At 67.8% G+C, this 15,210-nt stretch carries 14 protein-coding genes; 4 read left to right on the top strand and 10 right to left on the bottom strand.

Annotation, left to right across the window (positions count from 1 at the left end; translation table 11 throughout):
- Positions 1-187 precede the first annotated feature (187 nt).
- A complete protein-coding gene (gene lexA / locus IFT67_RS02275) occupies positions 188-862 on the bottom strand; it encodes a transcriptional repressor LexA (protein ID WP_056048586.1) in 675 nt (224 codons plus the stop codon).
- A 68-nt stretch (positions 863-930) separates the two neighbouring features.
- A complete protein-coding gene (locus IFT67_RS02270; RefSeq protein ID WP_192144897.1) occupies positions 931-2,112 on the bottom strand; it encodes a molybdopterin molybdotransferase MoeA in 1,182 nt (393 codons plus the stop codon).
- Positions 2,113-2,705: 593 nt separating this feature from the next.
- On the opposite strand from IFT67_RS02270, the gene IFT67_RS02265 reads away from it, so the two are divergent.
- Complete coding sequence (locus tag IFT67_RS02265; protein WP_342450533.1) at positions 2,706-3,398, top strand: energy transducer TonB; 693 nt, start codon at positions 2,706-2,708, stop codon at positions 3,396-3,398.
- A gap of 91 nt (positions 3,399-3,489) precedes the next feature.
- Here the strand turns inward: IFT67_RS02265 and moaC are convergent, their stop codons facing one another.
- The 4 genes from moaC to IFT67_RS02245 are packed head-to-tail and all read right to left on the bottom strand — an operon-like array spanning position 3,490 to position 6,317.
- Positions 3,490-3,957: a cyclic pyranopterin monophosphate synthase MoaC gene (gene moaC, locus IFT67_RS02260; protein WP_192144895.1), complete on the bottom strand. Its 468-nt coding sequence runs from the start codon at positions 3,955-3,957 to the stop codon at positions 3,490-3,492.
- Positions 3,954-4,730, bottom strand: a complete 777-nt coding sequence (gene trpC, locus IFT67_RS02255; RefSeq protein ID WP_192144894.1) for an indole-3-glycerol phosphate synthase TrpC — start codon at positions 4,728-4,730, stop codon at positions 3,954-3,956. The genes moaC and trpC overlap by 4 nt, the downstream gene beginning before the upstream one ends.
- A gap of 1 nt (position 4,731) precedes the next feature.
- Positions 4,732-5,724 carry an anthranilate phosphoribosyltransferase gene (gene trpD, locus IFT67_RS02250; RefSeq protein ID WP_192144893.1) on the bottom strand — a complete coding sequence of 331 codons (993 nt, stop codon included), beginning with the start codon at positions 5,722-5,724 and terminating at the stop codon, positions 4,732-4,734.
- Positions 5,721-6,317 carry an anthranilate synthase component II gene (locus tag IFT67_RS02245; RefSeq protein ID WP_192144892.1) on the bottom strand — a complete coding sequence of 199 codons (597 nt, stop codon included), beginning with the start codon at positions 6,315-6,317 and terminating at the stop codon, positions 5,721-5,723. The genes trpD and IFT67_RS02245 overlap by 4 nt, the downstream gene beginning before the upstream one ends.
- Before the next feature lie 187 nt (positions 6,318-6,504).
- On the opposite strand from IFT67_RS02245, the gene IFT67_RS02240 reads away from it, so the two are divergent.
- Positions 6,505-6,909: a hypothetical protein gene (locus IFT67_RS02240; RefSeq protein ID WP_107962034.1), complete on the top strand. Its 405-nt coding sequence runs from the start codon at positions 6,505-6,507 to the stop codon at positions 6,907-6,909.
- 67 nt (positions 6,910-6,976) lie between these two features.
- On the opposite strand, the gene trpE is transcribed toward IFT67_RS02240, so the two are convergent.
- On the bottom strand, positions 6,977-8,470 hold the full coding sequence (gene trpE / locus IFT67_RS02235; RefSeq protein WP_192144891.1) for an anthranilate synthase component I: 1,494 nt from the start codon (positions 8,468-8,470) through the stop codon (positions 6,977-6,979).
- A gap of 4 nt (positions 8,471-8,474) precedes the next feature.
- Positions 8,475-10,430, bottom strand: coding sequence for a peptidylprolyl isomerase (locus IFT67_RS02230; RefSeq protein ID WP_192144890.1), 1,956 nt, complete (start codon positions 10,428-10,430; stop codon positions 8,475-8,477).
- A gap of 161 nt (positions 10,431-10,591) precedes the next feature.
- Here IFT67_RS02230 and tpiA point away from each other — a divergent pair, with 161 nt between their 5' ends.
- Positions 10,592-11,335, top strand: a complete 744-nt coding sequence (gene tpiA, locus IFT67_RS02225; protein WP_197982892.1) for a triose-phosphate isomerase — start codon at positions 10,592-10,594, stop codon at positions 11,333-11,335.
- 124 nt (positions 11,336-11,459) lie between these two features.
- A complete protein-coding gene (locus tag IFT67_RS02220; protein ID WP_107962037.1) occupies positions 11,460-12,158 on the top strand; it encodes a hypothetical protein in 699 nt (232 codons plus the stop codon).
- A 139-nt stretch (positions 12,159-12,297) separates the two neighbouring features.
- On the opposite strand, the gene IFT67_RS02215 is transcribed toward IFT67_RS02220, so the two are convergent.
- Together IFT67_RS02215 and IFT67_RS02210 are read right to left on the bottom strand one after the other, a co-directional pair.
- Positions 12,298-13,683, bottom strand: a complete 1,386-nt coding sequence (locus IFT67_RS02215) for a leucyl aminopeptidase family protein (protein WP_192144889.1) — start codon at positions 13,681-13,683, stop codon at positions 12,298-12,300.
- A complete protein-coding gene (locus IFT67_RS02210; protein ID WP_192144888.1) occupies positions 13,680-15,071 on the bottom strand; it encodes a serine hydrolase domain-containing protein in 1,392 nt (463 codons plus the stop codon). The genes IFT67_RS02215 and IFT67_RS02210 overlap by 4 nt, the downstream gene beginning before the upstream one ends.
- Positions 15,072-15,210 lie beyond the last annotated feature (139 nt).

The raw sequence follows: 15,210 nt of genomic DNA, 5'->3' as shown, positions 1-15,210 counted from the left end.
ACTGTATCAAAACACTTGCGCTATCTTCAACGCTCTTGCTCAAGTTGCCGGGCTTGTTGAACAATTCTATTGCCCGGTAACCGACGCAATGAGGAATCCGTCCTGCCGATCGGCATCCTGCCTCGCCGGTGCGACCGGAGAACAACGCCGGCACACCGGGCAGCCACATCGGCTACCCCTCCGCGGCTTAGTCGTAGCGGCGGAGGATGCCGGAGAGTTTGCCTTGGACGCGGACTTGGGCGGGGGCGTAGCGTTGGGGGTCGTAGGCTCGGTTTGCCGGGTCGAGGCGGACCATGGCGCCTTCGCGGCGGAAGTATTTGAGGGTGGCTTCGCTGTCTTCGATCAGCGCTACGACGATCTCGCCGTCTCGTGCAGTTTCGGTGCGGCGGATCAGGGCGTAGTCGCCGTCGAGAATGCCGGCTTCGACCATCGAGTCGCCCGAGACTTCGAGGGCGTAGTGTTCGCCGGTGCCGAGCAGCGCGGCCGGGACGGCGAGCATGGTGCTGCCTTCGAACGCTTCGATCGGGACGCCGGCGGCGATGCGGCCGTGGAGGGGGATCTCGATGACGTCGTTGGCGGGTTGCGGGGTCGCGGCGGCGGGCGCGGCCTTGACGTTCGACGGCTTGGACGGCGTCTTCTTTTCCGGGCGCTCGGGCATGCGCAGCACCTCGAGCGCGCGGGCGCGGTTGGGCAGGCGGCGGATGAAGTTGCGCTCCTCGAGCGCGCTGATCAGACGGTGGACGCCCGACTTCGACTTGAGGTCGAGGGCGTCCTTCATCTCCTCGAACGACGGCGAGACGCCGGTATCGTTGAGGCGATCGTTGATGAAGCAGACGAGTTCGTGCTGCTTGCGCGTGAGCATGGCGGTTCTCCGTCCGGAACAGACTGGGAACTTCTATGGAACATAATTAACGCCGTCAAGCGTCCGTATCACGCGATCACGAGGATTTCCGCCGATTCGCCTGTCTTTGCAACCGGTGCGTTGCCGGGGCGGACGATGAGGCAGGTCGAGCGGGCCAGTGTCAGGAGCATCGAGCTGTCCTGGATCGTCGAGGCATAGGCTTTGCCGTCGCGCAGTTCGGCGCGGAGATAGTCGGTGCGGGCGTTGTTCGCAGGCAGGTCTTCGCCGAGCAGTGCATGGGTTGACTGGGGGAGCGGATCGCATGCGCCGGCCATGTGCGCGACGACGGGTTTGACGAACAACGTCGCGGTGACGAACGCGGAGACCGGGTTGCCGGGGAGGCCGAGCACCATCATCTCGCCGATCCGGCCGGCCATCATCGGCTTGCCGGGGCGCAGCGCGATCCGCCAGAAATCGATCGTACCGCCGGCGGCTTCGATCGCCGGGCGGACGAGGTCGTGGTCGCCGACCGACGCGCCGCCGGTGGTGACGAGCAGGTCTGCCTGCACGCTGGCGAAGGCTTCGCGGAGGACTTCGAGATTGTCGGGGAGGATGCCGAGATCGATGATATCGACGGGCATGTCAGCGAGCATCGCGGCGAGCATGATGCCGTTCGATTCGGGGAGCGCGACGCCGTCGGTGGTCGAGCCGGGGGGGACGAGTTCGTCGCCGGTGGCGGCGACGGCGACGCGAACGCGGCGGTTGACGGTGAGGCTGCCGTGGCCTCCGGTCGCGGCGACGGCGATGCGCGCGGGGCTGAGGCGGTCGCCGGCGGCGATCAGGCGGATGCCTGTGGAGAAATCGAGCCCCTTGCGGCGGGTGTTGCGGCCGAGTGTCGGGGGGCCTTCGCCGGCTAGGATCAGGGTCTTGCCGTCACGCTCGGCTTCTTCCTGGACCATGACGGTGTCGGCGCCTTCGGGCATGGCGGCGCCGGTGAAGATGCGGGTGGCTTGGCCGGGGGCGACTGTTCCGGTGAACGGGCGGCCGGCGGCGCTTTCGCCGATGACTTTCCAGGGGCCGGGGAGGTCTGTGTAACGGATCGCGTAGCCGTCCATCGCGGAGAGGTCGGCGGCGGGCTGCGTGCGGCGGGCGAGGATGTCCTCGGCGGCCCAGCGGCCGGCGGCTTCGCGTAGCGTCACGGTCTCGTGGCCGACGCGGGGGGCCATGGCGAAGAGGCGGGTCTGGGCTTCGGCGACGGGGACTAGGGTCATGCTAAGGCTCTGTCTTTGGGCGGTTCTGAAAAGTGAAGTATAGGAAGTGTAGACGCTGGGAGCGTTTTGGCGGTTGGCGCTTTTGGGGTGTTGTATGGGGAAGCGCGGGGCGTGGGGGTAGGTTCCGTGCTCTGCCATGGGTTTGGTGTGTAGGACAGGCGTTGTTGGCTTAGCGCGGCGCGGCGAGCTTAGCCGCTGGCGCCGTCTGGGCGGGTAGATATCGAACGTTAGCTACCGCCTTCTTGTTCTCCCGCGAAGGCGGGAGCCCAGACTGGGTCCCCGCCTTCGCGGGGAAACAAGGGTTGGGCGGATGGTTGTCGCTATAATGTTGGCCTTCCCAATTGGGCCCCGGCCTTCGCCGGGGTGGTGTTAGTTCGCGGGGGTGGTGCCAGTTCGCTGGCGTGGTGCTGGGAGGTTGGCGCCGCTGCTTTCTTCCGGGGCGGTAAGTGGATGCGGGTGATGGCCTTCGCGTCCTTCGTACCTCTGGCCAGCGCGGGTTCATCCGGTGTGGGGCTTTGTTTGGGGGAAAGAGACACCAGATCAGTATGATGACACGCAATCAGCCTCGGGCGAGAGACAGGATCGGGGCGGCGGTGGGCGCGGTCCTGTTGCCGGGGGTGCTGGGCTATGCGCTGCTCAACGGGCTGGTGGTGACGATGCCGGCGGCGGTGACCGATGCGTTGAAGGTGTTCGATGCGGCGCCGCCTCCGCCGCCGCCGCCCGAGGAGAAGGTGAGGCCTCGGCCTTCGCCTAGCCGCAAGCCGGAAGGGGCTGCGTCGCCGCCTAATTTGAAGTCGAAGGCTACCGAGGTGGTGGCGCCGCCGCCGGTGGTGCCGATCGTCGTGCCGCCGCCTGTCGTCGTTGCGGAGAAGGCTGGGGTGGGGGCGCAGGCGACGGCGGGGGCTTCGGATATTCGCGGGCCGGGGACCGGGAGTGGCGGGATTGGTAATGGCACCGGCAGCGGTGGGTATGGCGATGGCGACGGCGGCGGGGGCGAGGAGACGCCGCCGCGGTGGCGTAAGGGGCGGTTGAAGGATTCGGACTATCCGCGCGAGGCGGCCGAGACGGGGATCCGGGGGCGGGTCTCGGTTCGGTATCTTGTGCAGACCGATGGGCGCGTGTCGCGGTGCCGGGTGACCAGATCGAGCGGGAGCCGGGAGTTGGATGCGCTGACGTGCCGGTTGATCGAGGAGCGGTTTCGGTATGACCCTTCGCTCGATGCGGCGGGGCGGCCGGTGGAGTCTACGATCGTGGAGGATCATGAGTGGGCTATGGGTGGGGATTGAGACCCTGAATTGACGGCAAACTGCTTGGCTTGCCCTCACCCTCGCCGCCTTTGGCGTCTTTCCCTCTCCCCTTTGGGGAGAGGGTTTTGTTTTAGGCGGTCCAGTTGCCGGATTTTCCGCCGGACTTTGCGCGGACGCGGATGTCGGTGAGGACCATCGTCTTGTCGATCGCTTTGGCCATGTCGTAGATCGTCAGGAGCGTGACCGTGGCGGCGGTGAGCGCTTCCATTTCGACGCCGGTCTTGCCTTCGGTCGAGGCGGTGGCGGTGGCGGTTACGCCGGTTTCGTCGACGACGAGGTCGATTTCCACCTTGGTGAGCGGGAGCGGGTGGCAGAGGGGGATGAGGTCGCTGGTGCGCTTGGCGGCCATGATGCCGGCGACGCGCGCGACGGCGAGCACGTCGCCCTTTTTCGCGGTGCCGGCGCCGATCGCCGCGGCGGCTTCGGCGGACATGGTGATGCGGCCGGAGGCGATGGCTTCGCGGGCGGTGACCGCCTTGCCGCCGACGTCGACCATCCTTGCCGCGCCGGCTTCGTCGATGTGGGTCAGGCCGGTCATCCGACGAGCGCCCGAGTAGCGGCTTCGACGTCGGCCTGGCGCATGAGCGCTTCGCCGATCAGGAAGCAGTGGATGTCGTGCGCGGCCATCGCGTCGAGTTCGGCGCGGGTCGTGAGTCCGCTTTCGGCGACGAAGGTGCAGTCCTTGGGGGCCTTGCCGACGAGGTCGTAGGTGCGCTGGAAGTCGACCGAGAAGTCGCGCAGGTCGCGGTTGTTGACGCCGATCAGCCGCGACTTGAGCCTCAGCGCGCGCTCCATCTCGTGCGCGTCGTGAACCTCGACCAGCACATCCATGCCGCATTCGAGGGCGGAGGCCTCGATTTCGGCCATCTGGATGTCGTCGAGTGCTGCGACGATGATCAGGATGCAGTCGGCACCGATCGCGCGTGCTTCGGTCGACTGCCACGGGTCGACCATGAAGTCCTTGCGCAGGACGGGGATCGAGACGGCGTCGCGCGCCGCGGTCAGATAGGCGTCGGAGCCCTGGAACCACTTTTCGTCGGTCAGGACCGAGAGGCAGGCGGCGCCGCCGGCTTCGTAGGCTCGGGCGTGGGCTACGGGATCGAAGTCGGCGCGGATCAGGCCCTTCGAGGGACTGGCCTTCTTCACCTCGGCGACCAGCGCGTAGCCGGTCTTCGCATCAAGCGCGGCGCGAAAGCCGCGGGGCTTCGACATGCGGGCGATGCCGGCGTCGATGTCGGCGAGCGAGGTGGTTGCCTTGCGCGCGGCGACTTCGGCGCGCTTGGTCTCGAGGATACGGTCGAGCATGGTCATGTCAGTAGGCGATCCAGCGGGCGAGCAGCGCGTCGGCGCTGCCGGTGTCGAGGGCGGCGGCGGCTTTGGCCGCGCCGTCGACAAGATTGGGGACGGTGCCGGCGACCATCAAGGCGGCGGCGGCGTTGAGCAGGACGGCGTCGCGGTAGGCGCCGGCCTCGCCCTTGAGCAGGCGGCGGAGCGCGTCGGCGTTGTGGTGTGCGTCGCCGCCGCGGATGTCGGTGATCGCGTGGCGAGTGAGGCCAGCGTCTTCGGGCGTAACCGTGCCGGGCAGCGCGGCGGTGCCGACCGAGGCGACGATGCTGGGGCCGGCACCCGACAGTTCGTCGAGGCCTTCTTCGCCCGAGACGACGAGCGCGGCTTCGGTGCCGAGCTGTTCGAGGGCTTCGGCGTAGAGCGACACATAGTCGGGGCGGGCGATGCCGATGAGTTGCCGGGTGGTGCCGGCCGGGTTGGCGAGCGGGCCCATCAGATTGAAGATCGTCCGCTTGCCGATGCGTTGGCGGATCGGGGTGATGCGCTTCATCGCCGGGTGGTGGTTGGCGGCAAACAGGAAGGCGATGCCGATCTCGTTGAGGCTCGCCTCCGCGGTGGCGCCGGCGCGGTCCATGTCGAGGCCGAGGACTTCGAGCGTGTCGGCGGCGCCGGCCTTGCTGGAAGCGGCGCGGTTGCCGTGCTTGGCGACGGGGACGCCGCATGCTGCGACGACCAGCGCGACCGCGGTCGAGACGTTCAAGGTGTGGTGGCCGTCGCCGCCGGTGCCGCAGACGTCGATCGCGCCGGCGGGGGCGTCGATCGGGATCATCCGGTTGCGGAGCGCGCGCGCGGCTTCGGCGATCTCGATGCTGGTTTCGCCGCGGGTCGCCAGATCGGTGAGGAAGGTGGCGATCGCGTCGTCGCTCGCTCGGGCGTCGAGGATGTCGGCGAACGCTTCTCGGGCAGATTCGCGGGAGAGGGGGGAGCTGGGGTCTGGGAGAACGGTGGTCGTGGTCACAGCTCCAGGCCTTCGCGCGGTATCACCGGGATACCGGCCATCTTGAGGAAGTTGGCCAGCATCGCGTGGCCGTGTTCCGTAGCGATGCTCTCGGGGTGGAACTGCACGCCGTGGATCGGCAGCGTCTCGTGGCGGAAGCCCATTACCGTGCCGTCCTGCGCGGTCGCGTTGACGACCAGCGTGTCGGGGACTGCGTTGACGATCAGCGAGTGATAGCGCGTGGCGATGAACGGCGAGGGCAGCCCGGCGTACAGCCCGGTATCGTCATGGACGACGGGCGAGGTCTTGCCGTGCATCAGGCCACCGCGCTCGACCTTGCCGCCGAAATGCTGGCCGATCGCCTGATGGCCGAGGCACACGCCGAGCAGCGGCTTGCCGGCATCGGCGCAGGCGGCGACCAAGTCGAGGCTTACGCCCGCCTCGGTCGGCGTGCAGGGGCCGGGGGAAATGAGGAACGCGTCCGCGCCCGACGACAGAGCCTGCCCGGCGGAGATCGCATCGTTGCGGACGACTTCGACCTCGGTACCAAGCTCCATCAGATAATGGACGAGGTTCCAGGTGAAGCTGTCGTAATTGTCGACGACGAGGATCATGGCGCCGCCATAGCCGATGCGTCACGCCGCGCAACGGTGTTGCCGCAAACCGAGGCCGTTGGACGGGCGGTCGCAATTCTGTCGTGCTGCAGTCGCGAGAGCGGAGCACCGCTCCTATATGAGCGCTATCATTCAGGGCGGAGCAATGCCGCGTGCTGGACGTTATCCTTTCAAAGGAGCTTAACCGATGTTTCGTACCGCCGTCCTCGCTGCACTGATCGCACTTCCCGCCATGGCCTCGGCGCAGGACGCACAAGTCGACACGCCGCCGCAGCGTATCCGCAGCGTCACGCTGACCGGCGACCAGAAATGCCCGAAGTCGAGCGGTGGCGAGATCGTCGTGTGTTCGACGCTGGACCAGCCTTATCGCATCCCGAAATCGCTGCGAGACGACAAGCCGGTCGCGGCGCAGAACCAGAGCTGGGTGAACCGCGCGGCGACGATGGATCAGGTCGGGCGTGTGGCTGGCGGATTGCCGGATACGTGTTCGGCGGTCGGCACGGGTGGCCAGTCGGGCTGCTTCATGCAGCGCAACCAGGCGTATGCGGCGGAGCGTCGTGCGTCGGCGACCGAGTCGAACACGCAGCCGTAAGTCTATCGTTCTTCGGTGAAGGCAGGGATCAAGACTGGTTCCCTGCCTTCACGGGTCGTCGTTCTGCCTACTGACCGAAACCCGGTGCCTTCGCGCGACCGACCGCTTCGAGCGCGGCGGCGAGGATCGCGCCGGCCTTGGCTTCGCACTCGCGTTGTTCGTATTCGGGGATGCTATCGGCGACGATACCGGCGCCCGCCTGGACGTGGATCGTGCCGTCCTTCACCACCGCCGTTCGTAGCACGATGCACGAGTCCATCGAACCGTCGGGGGAGAAATAGCCGACCCCGCCCGCGTACGCACCGCGGCGTTCGGGTTCGAGCTCGGCGATGATCTGGCAGGCGCGGACTTTCGGCGCGCCGCTGACCGTGCCGGCGGGGAAGCCCGCGAAGAGGGCGTCGAGCGCGTCCTTGTCGGGGGACAGCGTGCCGACGACGTTCGAGACGATGTGCATGACGTGGCTGTAGAATTCGACGCCGTAGCTGGCGGTCACCTTTACCGAGCCGGGTGACGCGGCGCGGCCGACGTCGTTGCGCCCGAGATCGAGCAGCATCAGATGTTCCGCGCGTTCCTTTGGGTCGGCGAGCAGGCTGACGCGGTTCGCCTCGTCCTCGGCGGCGGTCTTGCCGCGCGGGCGGGTGCCGGCGATCGGGCGGATCGTCACTTCGTCGTCGCGGACTCGGACGAGGATTTCGGGACTGGAGCCGATCAGCGCGAAGCCAGGGAGGTCGAGGTGGTACAGGAACGGCGACGGGTTGATGCGGCGTAGCGAGCGGTAGAGCTCGAACGGCGGCAGCGCGAACGGCGTGCTGAAGCGCTGCGCGAGCACGACCTGGAAGATGTCGCCGGCGAGGATGTAGTCCTTCGCCGCGGCGACCATCTCGCCGTAGCGGCCCTCGGGAAGCGCTGGCGTGTAGGTCGGTTCGGCGACGTCGGCGCGGATCGGTGCGGGGACGGGCGTGCTGGCGAGCTTGGCGGCGACCGCGTCGAGGCGCTCTTCGGCTTCGGTCACGATCGAGTCGGCATCGCGTGCCGGATCGGGCCAGGCTGGCGAGACGAGGTAGAGCGCGTCGGTCAGACGATCGAACACCAAGATGACGGTCGGCCGCACGAAGATCATGTCGGGCAGGCCGAGCGGATCGACCGGCGGCTGCGGCAGAGTCTCGACCAAGCCGATCGTCTCGTAGCCGAAATAGCCGACCAGGCAGGCGAGCGCACGGGGCAGTTCGGCCGGAACGTCCGCACGGCATTCGGCGACCAGCGCGCGCAACGCATCGAGCGTAGGCACGGGGCACGGCTCGAACGTATCGCGATCGGTGGCCCAGTGGCGGTTGATCTCGGCGTTATGCCCATGCGCGCGGAAGAGCAGGTCGGGGGCGAGGCCGATCAGGCTGTGGCGACCGCGGGTTTCACCGCCCTCGACCGATTCGAGCAGGAAGTCGCCACGCCCCGGCTCGATCAGCTTCAGCGCGGCGGCGACCGGCGTCTCGGTATCGGCGACCTGACGACGCCAGACGAGCGCGGGACGCCCTTCGGCCAAAGCTTCGCGCGCGCTCGTCATGCGATCAGTTCCCGGCGGCGCGCTGGCCGAGCAGGTCGGCACGGACGCGGGCGATCGAGGTTGCGTTGGTCTTCACGCCGACGTCGGCGCGGACCGCCTTGGCGAACTGCTCGACATATTCGCGACCGACCGAGCGGGCGATGTTGCCGCGCGCGGCCTTGATAGCAGCCTGGTTGCCGGCCGCGTTGCCGCTGGCGATGCTGTCGAGCTTGATGATGAACCAGCCGCTGTCGTCGGGTGCGGCGAGCGTCTTGGCGGTGTTCGGCGCCATGCTGAACATCAGCGCGAGCGCCGGCGGCGCACCGCGCGGATCGGCGGCGATCTGCGCACGCGACGCGGTCAGCGGACGCGCGGCGGGAAGCGGCAGCTTGGTCTGCGCCAGCGACTGCTGGATCGGCATCCCCTTGTTGATCCGCGCGAGCACGTCAGCGGCGACCTTCCGCGCGGCCTGGCGCGAACGATCGGCGGTCACGTCGCGGAGTACGTCGGCGCGAACCTGTGCCAGCGGGCGCGGGGTGGCGGGAACGACGCGGCCGAGCGCGACGACCGCGAAGCCGCCATCGGTGCCGAGCTGAACGAGCTGCGGCCCGTCGCCATCGGCGGCCTGGAACGCGGCAGCGACAAGCGGCGCGATCGCGGGATCGGGCTTGCTGGCGGCATCGTCGGGGTTGACGCCGTTGGCGATCAGCGCCGGCGTAGTGACGGCAGCAAGCTTCTGGTCGGCGATCACTTCGTCGAACGTAGCGTTCTTCGAGAGCGAGTCATCGATCTTGTCATGGACGTCGGACAGCGCAGCCGCGGCCTTCTGGATGCCGAGTGCAGCAGAGATCTCGCCACGGACCTGGTCGAGCGAGCGACCGGCGACGTTCTCGATCTTGTTGACCTTTGCGACCGTCCAGCCGAGCTGCGTGCGGACCGGGCCGATCACCGCGCCGCTGGGGGCGGCGAACACGGCATCGGCGACTTGCGCGGAGGCGGTGCCGGCATAGGCGGCCTTCTCGACGCCGGCCTGAGTCGAGGCTTCGAGACCGGCAGCACGGGCTGCGTCGACGAGGCTGGTGCCGGCCTTCACCTTGGCGGCAAGCGCGGTGGCGCCGGCCTGATCGGCGATGACGACCTGCGTGATCGTGCGCTTCTCGGTCGCGGCATAGCGAGCGCGATCCTGCTGATAGGTCTTGGCGATCTCCGCATCGGTCGGGACGGCCTGCGCCTTGACCCGGTCGGGCGCGACGATCGCGTAGCGGACGATGCGGCGTTCGGGCACGGTGTAGCGTGCGATGTTGCGCTTGTAGAAGGTGTTCAGGTCGGCATCGCTCGGCGCGGGGCCGGCGGGGACGACCGCGGCGGGGATGAAGCCGATCGTGCCGGTGCGCTTTTCGAGCAGCAGCGATGCGTAAGGGAGCGCGAGCTGGCTGGCGACCTGGGTCGCGCCGGTGCTCGGAATGGTCAGCTGCTGTGCGAACGTGTCGCGGACGATGTCGCTGCGAATCTGCGCGTCGGTCAGCTTCCGCTGGGCGAGCACCTGGCGGTACAAATTCTCGTCGAACTTGCCGGTCGGCCCCTGCAACGCGGGGATGCTGGCGATCTGGCCGTCGACCGCGCGCTTGCTGACGACCATGCCCTGCGCACGGCCGAACTGCTCGAGCGCCATGCTGGAGACGATCCGGTCGAGCGTGCCGTCGAGCCCGCCCTGGTTGACGAAGGTCGCCATGTCGAGCGTCGGCTGTTCCTGGCGGAAGCCTTCGAGCTGCGTTTGCGCCTGCGTCTTGAGTTCGTTGACGGTCACCTCGGCCTTGCCGACCTTGGCGACGTCGCCACCGGTGATCCCTGCGCCACCGGTCATCGAGCTCAAGCCCGTGATGTCGCCGGCCGCGAACGCGAGTGCGATCACGCCGAGCACGACGAACGTGATGACCACGCCGACCTTCGAATGGGTAAGGCGACGAAAGAAAGCGAGCATGGACAGCCGATCGACAGGGATGGGAACGCGGTTGCTTTACGGGGGCGAGGGCGGCTCTTCAAGTCGGGCGGTTGCACAGTCCTTCGGGTCGTGTCGTCCCGTGCGGGCTTGTGCAGGGCGGTCGCGTCGCTATCGCTGGGCAAAACATGCGGGAGATCGTGATGCGGCGGAAGCTTGTAGCCGGAAACTGGAAGATGAACGGGTCGCGGGCGATGCTCGTCGAACTCGAGACGATCGCGGCGGCAGCGCAGGCTGCGCCGGGGATCGACGTGTCGGTCGCGGTGCCATTCACGCTGATCGATGCCGCGTCGCAACGCGTGCCAGGGTTGGCGATCGGTGCGGAGGACGTGCACGAGGCGGATTCGGGCGCGCATACCGGCTGCGTCTCGGCGGCGATGGTCAAGGAAGTCGGCGCGTCGTTCACGATCGTCGGTCATTCGGAGCGGCGCGCCGACCAGCACGAGACGAGCCACGACGCGTGGGCGAAGGCGGCGGCGGCGCGGCGGCAGGGGCTGCACGTCATCCTGTGCTGCGGCGAGACCGAGGCGGAGCGCGATGCGGACCGTGCCGAGCGTGTCGTGCAGGCGCAGATCGAGAAGTCGGTGCCGGACAATGCGGAGGGGAGCTGGTTCACGCTCGCTTATGAGCCGCGCTGGGCGATCGGCACGGGACGCACGCCGACGCTGGACGAGATCGCGGCGATCCATGCGATTGCGCGCGCCAAGTTGCGGATGCTGATCGGTGACGCGGCGGCGGGCGTGCGGATCCTGTACGGCGGGTCGGTGACAGGGGCGAATGCGGCGGCGATCCTTTCCACGCCGAACGTCGATGGTGCGCTGGTTGGTGGCGCGAGCCTGACCGCGGAGAAGTTCGTGCCTATCATCGAGGCGGCGGCATCGCTGTGAACGTCCATCGGTGCTTGCATGCGAGGCCGTTAAGTCCCGATAAACCCTGTGCTCTTATGATTAACGGGTGATTCGGCGATCGGATGCTGGATCGGCGTGACGCGGCTTTCGTGCGAGGGTTGATATGGCCAAATTGTTCTCCCGGTGCGTCGGCGCCTCGGTCGCGGTCTGCGCGATGGTGTCAGCGATGCCGGTACGGGCGGAGACGCCGCGCGAGTTGCTGACGCAGGCCGGATTCGTCGACCGCGATCGCAGCATCGCGCTGGCGCGGATCGACCGGGCGGCGGCAGCGGCGGGGCAGGCGCTGAGCCGCTCGCCGAACGATGCCGAGGCCGCGATCATGCAGGCGATGGCGAACGGGTATCGCGCGAAACTGCTGGGGAACCGGGGGCAGGCGATCGCCGCGCGAAAACAATATGAGGCGCTAGTGGTCCGCTATCCGCGCAATGCCGAGGCGCAGGCGGCGTTGGGCGCCTGGCATGTCGGCGTGATCGCGAAGCTCGGGCGGTTCGTCGGGCGTGCGGTGGCGGGCGCGCAGAAGGCGGTCGGGTTCGAGGCTTTGGATAAGTCGGTGGCTTTGGGTGGCAATCGCGCGATGTTTGCCGGGCTTGCCGGGCTGTTGCGGCTGGAGCTGGATCCGAACGATGCTCGGGGACGCGCGCTGGTCGAGACCGCGAGCAAGGCACCGACACCGACCGCGATCGACGGGTATGTGCGGAAAGCTGCGGTAGCGGTGCTCGTGCCGCTGCGCGCGGGTGATGCGAATGCGACGAAGGCCCTGGCGGACAAGTTGCTGCCGTTCGGGCAGTTCGCGACGGGGTGATCCCGGTTACGGTCTCACCGCTGTCATTCCCGCGGAGGCGGGAACCCATACTGGCTATCGTATCGGTGTGATCACCGACACCTGAGATTATGGATCCCCGCCTGCGCGGGGATGACGGGGTGTTTGGCGTTCCCTTTATTTAGCGCGAGTACCGCTTCGCCAACATCGCGAAGGCGGCGCGGAGGGCATAGGCTTCGCCACCCTTCGGTCGCCCTGGTTTGGCGGACGGGCGCCATGCGAACACGTCGAGATGGGCGCACGCCGCGGTCTTCGGCACGAACCGACGCAGGAACAGCGCGGCGGTGATCGCACCAGCGAACCCGCCATCGGGTGCGTTGACCATGTCGGCGATGTCCGACTTGAGCATCTCATCATAGCCGTTCCAAAGCGGCAGGCGCCACATCTGGTCGTTCTGCTCCAGCCCGGCTGCGAGCAGGTCCGCCGCCAGCGACTCGTCGTCGGTGAACATCGGCGGCAGGTCCGGACCTAGTGCGACGCGCGCCGCGCCGGTCAGCGTCGCGAAGTCGAGGATCAGTTCGGGATTGCCCTCGCCCGCCTTGGTCAGCGCATCGCCGAGCACGAGGCGGCCTTCCGCGTCGGTGTTGGTGTTCTCGACCGTCAGGCCCTTGCGCGTAGCAAGCACGTCGCCGGGGCGGAAGGCGTTGCCGGCGATCGAGTTTTCCACCGCGGGGATCAGGAGATGGAGGCGGACCGGAAGCTTGGCCGCCATCACGAGGCTCGCCAGCGCCAAGGCATGCGCAGCGCCGCCCATGTCCTTCTTCATCAGCCGCATGCCCGCGGATGGCTTGATGTCGAGCCCGCCGGTGTCGAAGGTGACGCCCTTGCCGATCAGCGCGATGCGGGGGTGCGTGGGATCGCCCCATTCGAGTTCGATCAGCCGTGGCGCGCGGTCCTTGCTCGCGGCCTGCCCGACCGCATGGATCATCGGGTAGCCGGCCGCTAGCGCATCGCCGCGCGTGGTCGTGACGGTCGCGCCGTGGCGTTTGGCGAGCGTCTCGGCAGCGGCTTCGAGGTCGGCGGGGCCCATGTCGGAGGCGCCGGTGTTGACAAGGTCGCGGACGAGAGCGGTGGCTTCGGCGAGGCGCACAGTCTGGTCGATGTGCGCGGCGTCTTCGGTCAGCAGCACGCGGGCGCCGATCGCGTCTGGCTTTACGTACCGCGTGAACTGGTGCTGGGCGAGCAGCCAGCCGAGTCCGGCCGCGTCGACCGGACCTTCCGCGAGACGGTAGGTGCCCTCGGGTAGCGACGCGCCGAGCGAGGCAATCCGCCAAGGGGACGTCACCGCTTCGTTGCAGACCAGCAGCATCGACCAGACGTCGGCGGTGTCGCCCGGCAGGACCGCGCGATCGCCGGCTTTGCCGGTCAGCCGGTGCGCGGCGATCGTCGTGCGAATGCGCTGCGACTGCTTGGCGAGCCAGCCTTCATACGTATCGGGGTGTACGACGTGGATCGTCCGTGCGGGCTGGCCGCGGTCGGGTTGGAGCATCGAAGCGAAGTCGGTCATTGTGCGGGCGCCACCAGGAGTTGTTCGTATCGGCCGCTTGATCCCGGCTCGGCATAGGTGCTGAGCGAGAGCGTGCGGTCGGGATAGGTTATGCGGTAGGTGCGGTTGACGAAGCCGCCGCGCAAGCGGGTCTTGCCGGTTTGTGCGAACGCGGTGGGGTCGCCTAGTGCGCTCAGACTCGTTTTGTAGTCATCGAGTGCGACCGGCTTGAAATAGTAATTGGCGTCTTCGGTCAGGCGTTTGCGGTCGAGCGTGCCGGTGCGGAGCTGGTCGTAGACGGCGCGGGCGCGGGAGAGTGCGGCGGTGTCTTCGGCGCTGGCGGCGGCGGGCGGCAGGACGATTTTTGCGACGCCCGCGGCGATGCGGCTTGTTGCGTCGCTGAACCAGCTGTTGGTGAGGACGACGATGGCGGCCTTGTCATCGGGATAGACGGTGTTCTCGGACAGGAAGCCGACCGCTTCGCCGCTATGCTCGACGTAGCGGCGACCGTTCGCGCTGCCGGTGAAGACGCCGAGGCCGTAGCCGTTGCTCGATCCGTCGGCGAGCTTGACGGGGGTTTCCTGCGCGGCCCAGTCGTCGGTGGGGAGCGTGGTGCGGTTGAGGCGCGCGACGTCCCATTTGGCGAGGTCTTCGGCGCTCATCGAGAGTTCGCCGGCGGCGTAGAGCCAGCCGTCCGCACTGGGGGTCTCGGGGCGGACCGGGCCGAGCGCGAAGCGGCCATAGCCTTGCGGGAAGGCCTTTCCGATCGCCTTGTCCTGGTCGAGTGCGCGGATGTCGAGCGGCTGGAAGATGCGCTGCTGGAGGAAGCTTAGCAGCGGCTGGCGCGCGACCTTCTCGACGATGAGCCCGGCGACGACGTAGCCCGTGTTCGAATATTGCCACTGTGTGCCGGGTGCGAAATCTAGCGGCTTCTTGGCCCAGCGATCGACGATCTGCTGCGGCGTGACGGGCTTGGCCATCGCCGCGAAGCTGTAGTCCTGCGGCCAGTAATCCTGGAGGCCGGAAGTGTGGCTGAGCAGCTGGCGAATCGTGATGCGGTCGCCGCCGGTGATGCCGGGGATGTATTTCGACACGGTGTCGTCGAGGCTGAGCTTGCCTTCGTCCTCGAGTAGCAGGATCGCGGCGGCGGTGAACTGCTTGGAGATCGAGGCGATCTGGTAGGGGAGCTTCGGGTCGGCCACGGCGATCGCCTCTGACGGTTTGCCGTAGGCCTTGGCGAACACGATCCGCCCGCCGCGAACTACCGCGATCGAGGCGGACGGCACGCCGGTATCGCCGAGCGCGCCGGTGACCAGCGTGTCGATCTGCGCGGTTTCGGTGGGGGTGAGCGACTGCGCGATGGCGGGAGCGGGGAGCAGCGCGGCGACGGCGAGGAGGCGGAGGATCATGCGCGCAACGAAGCAGAACCGGCGTGCGCGCGCAACGCTGTGATTTTTATTCCGTGGCGGTTGAGGGGGTTAGGCTAGGGCAGAAATGTTGACGGAACACGCCGTGTTACACGCACGTTTCATCGTCCGACCGGGAGCC

Origin of the sequence: Sphingomonas sp. CFBP 13728 (assembly GCF_014841895.1) — a bacterium.
GTDB lineage: Bacteria > Pseudomonadota > Alphaproteobacteria > Sphingomonadales > Sphingomonadaceae > Sphingomonas.
Note: the sequence above shows the minus strand (reverse complement) of the source record. Positions and strands in the feature narration are given on the sequence as shown.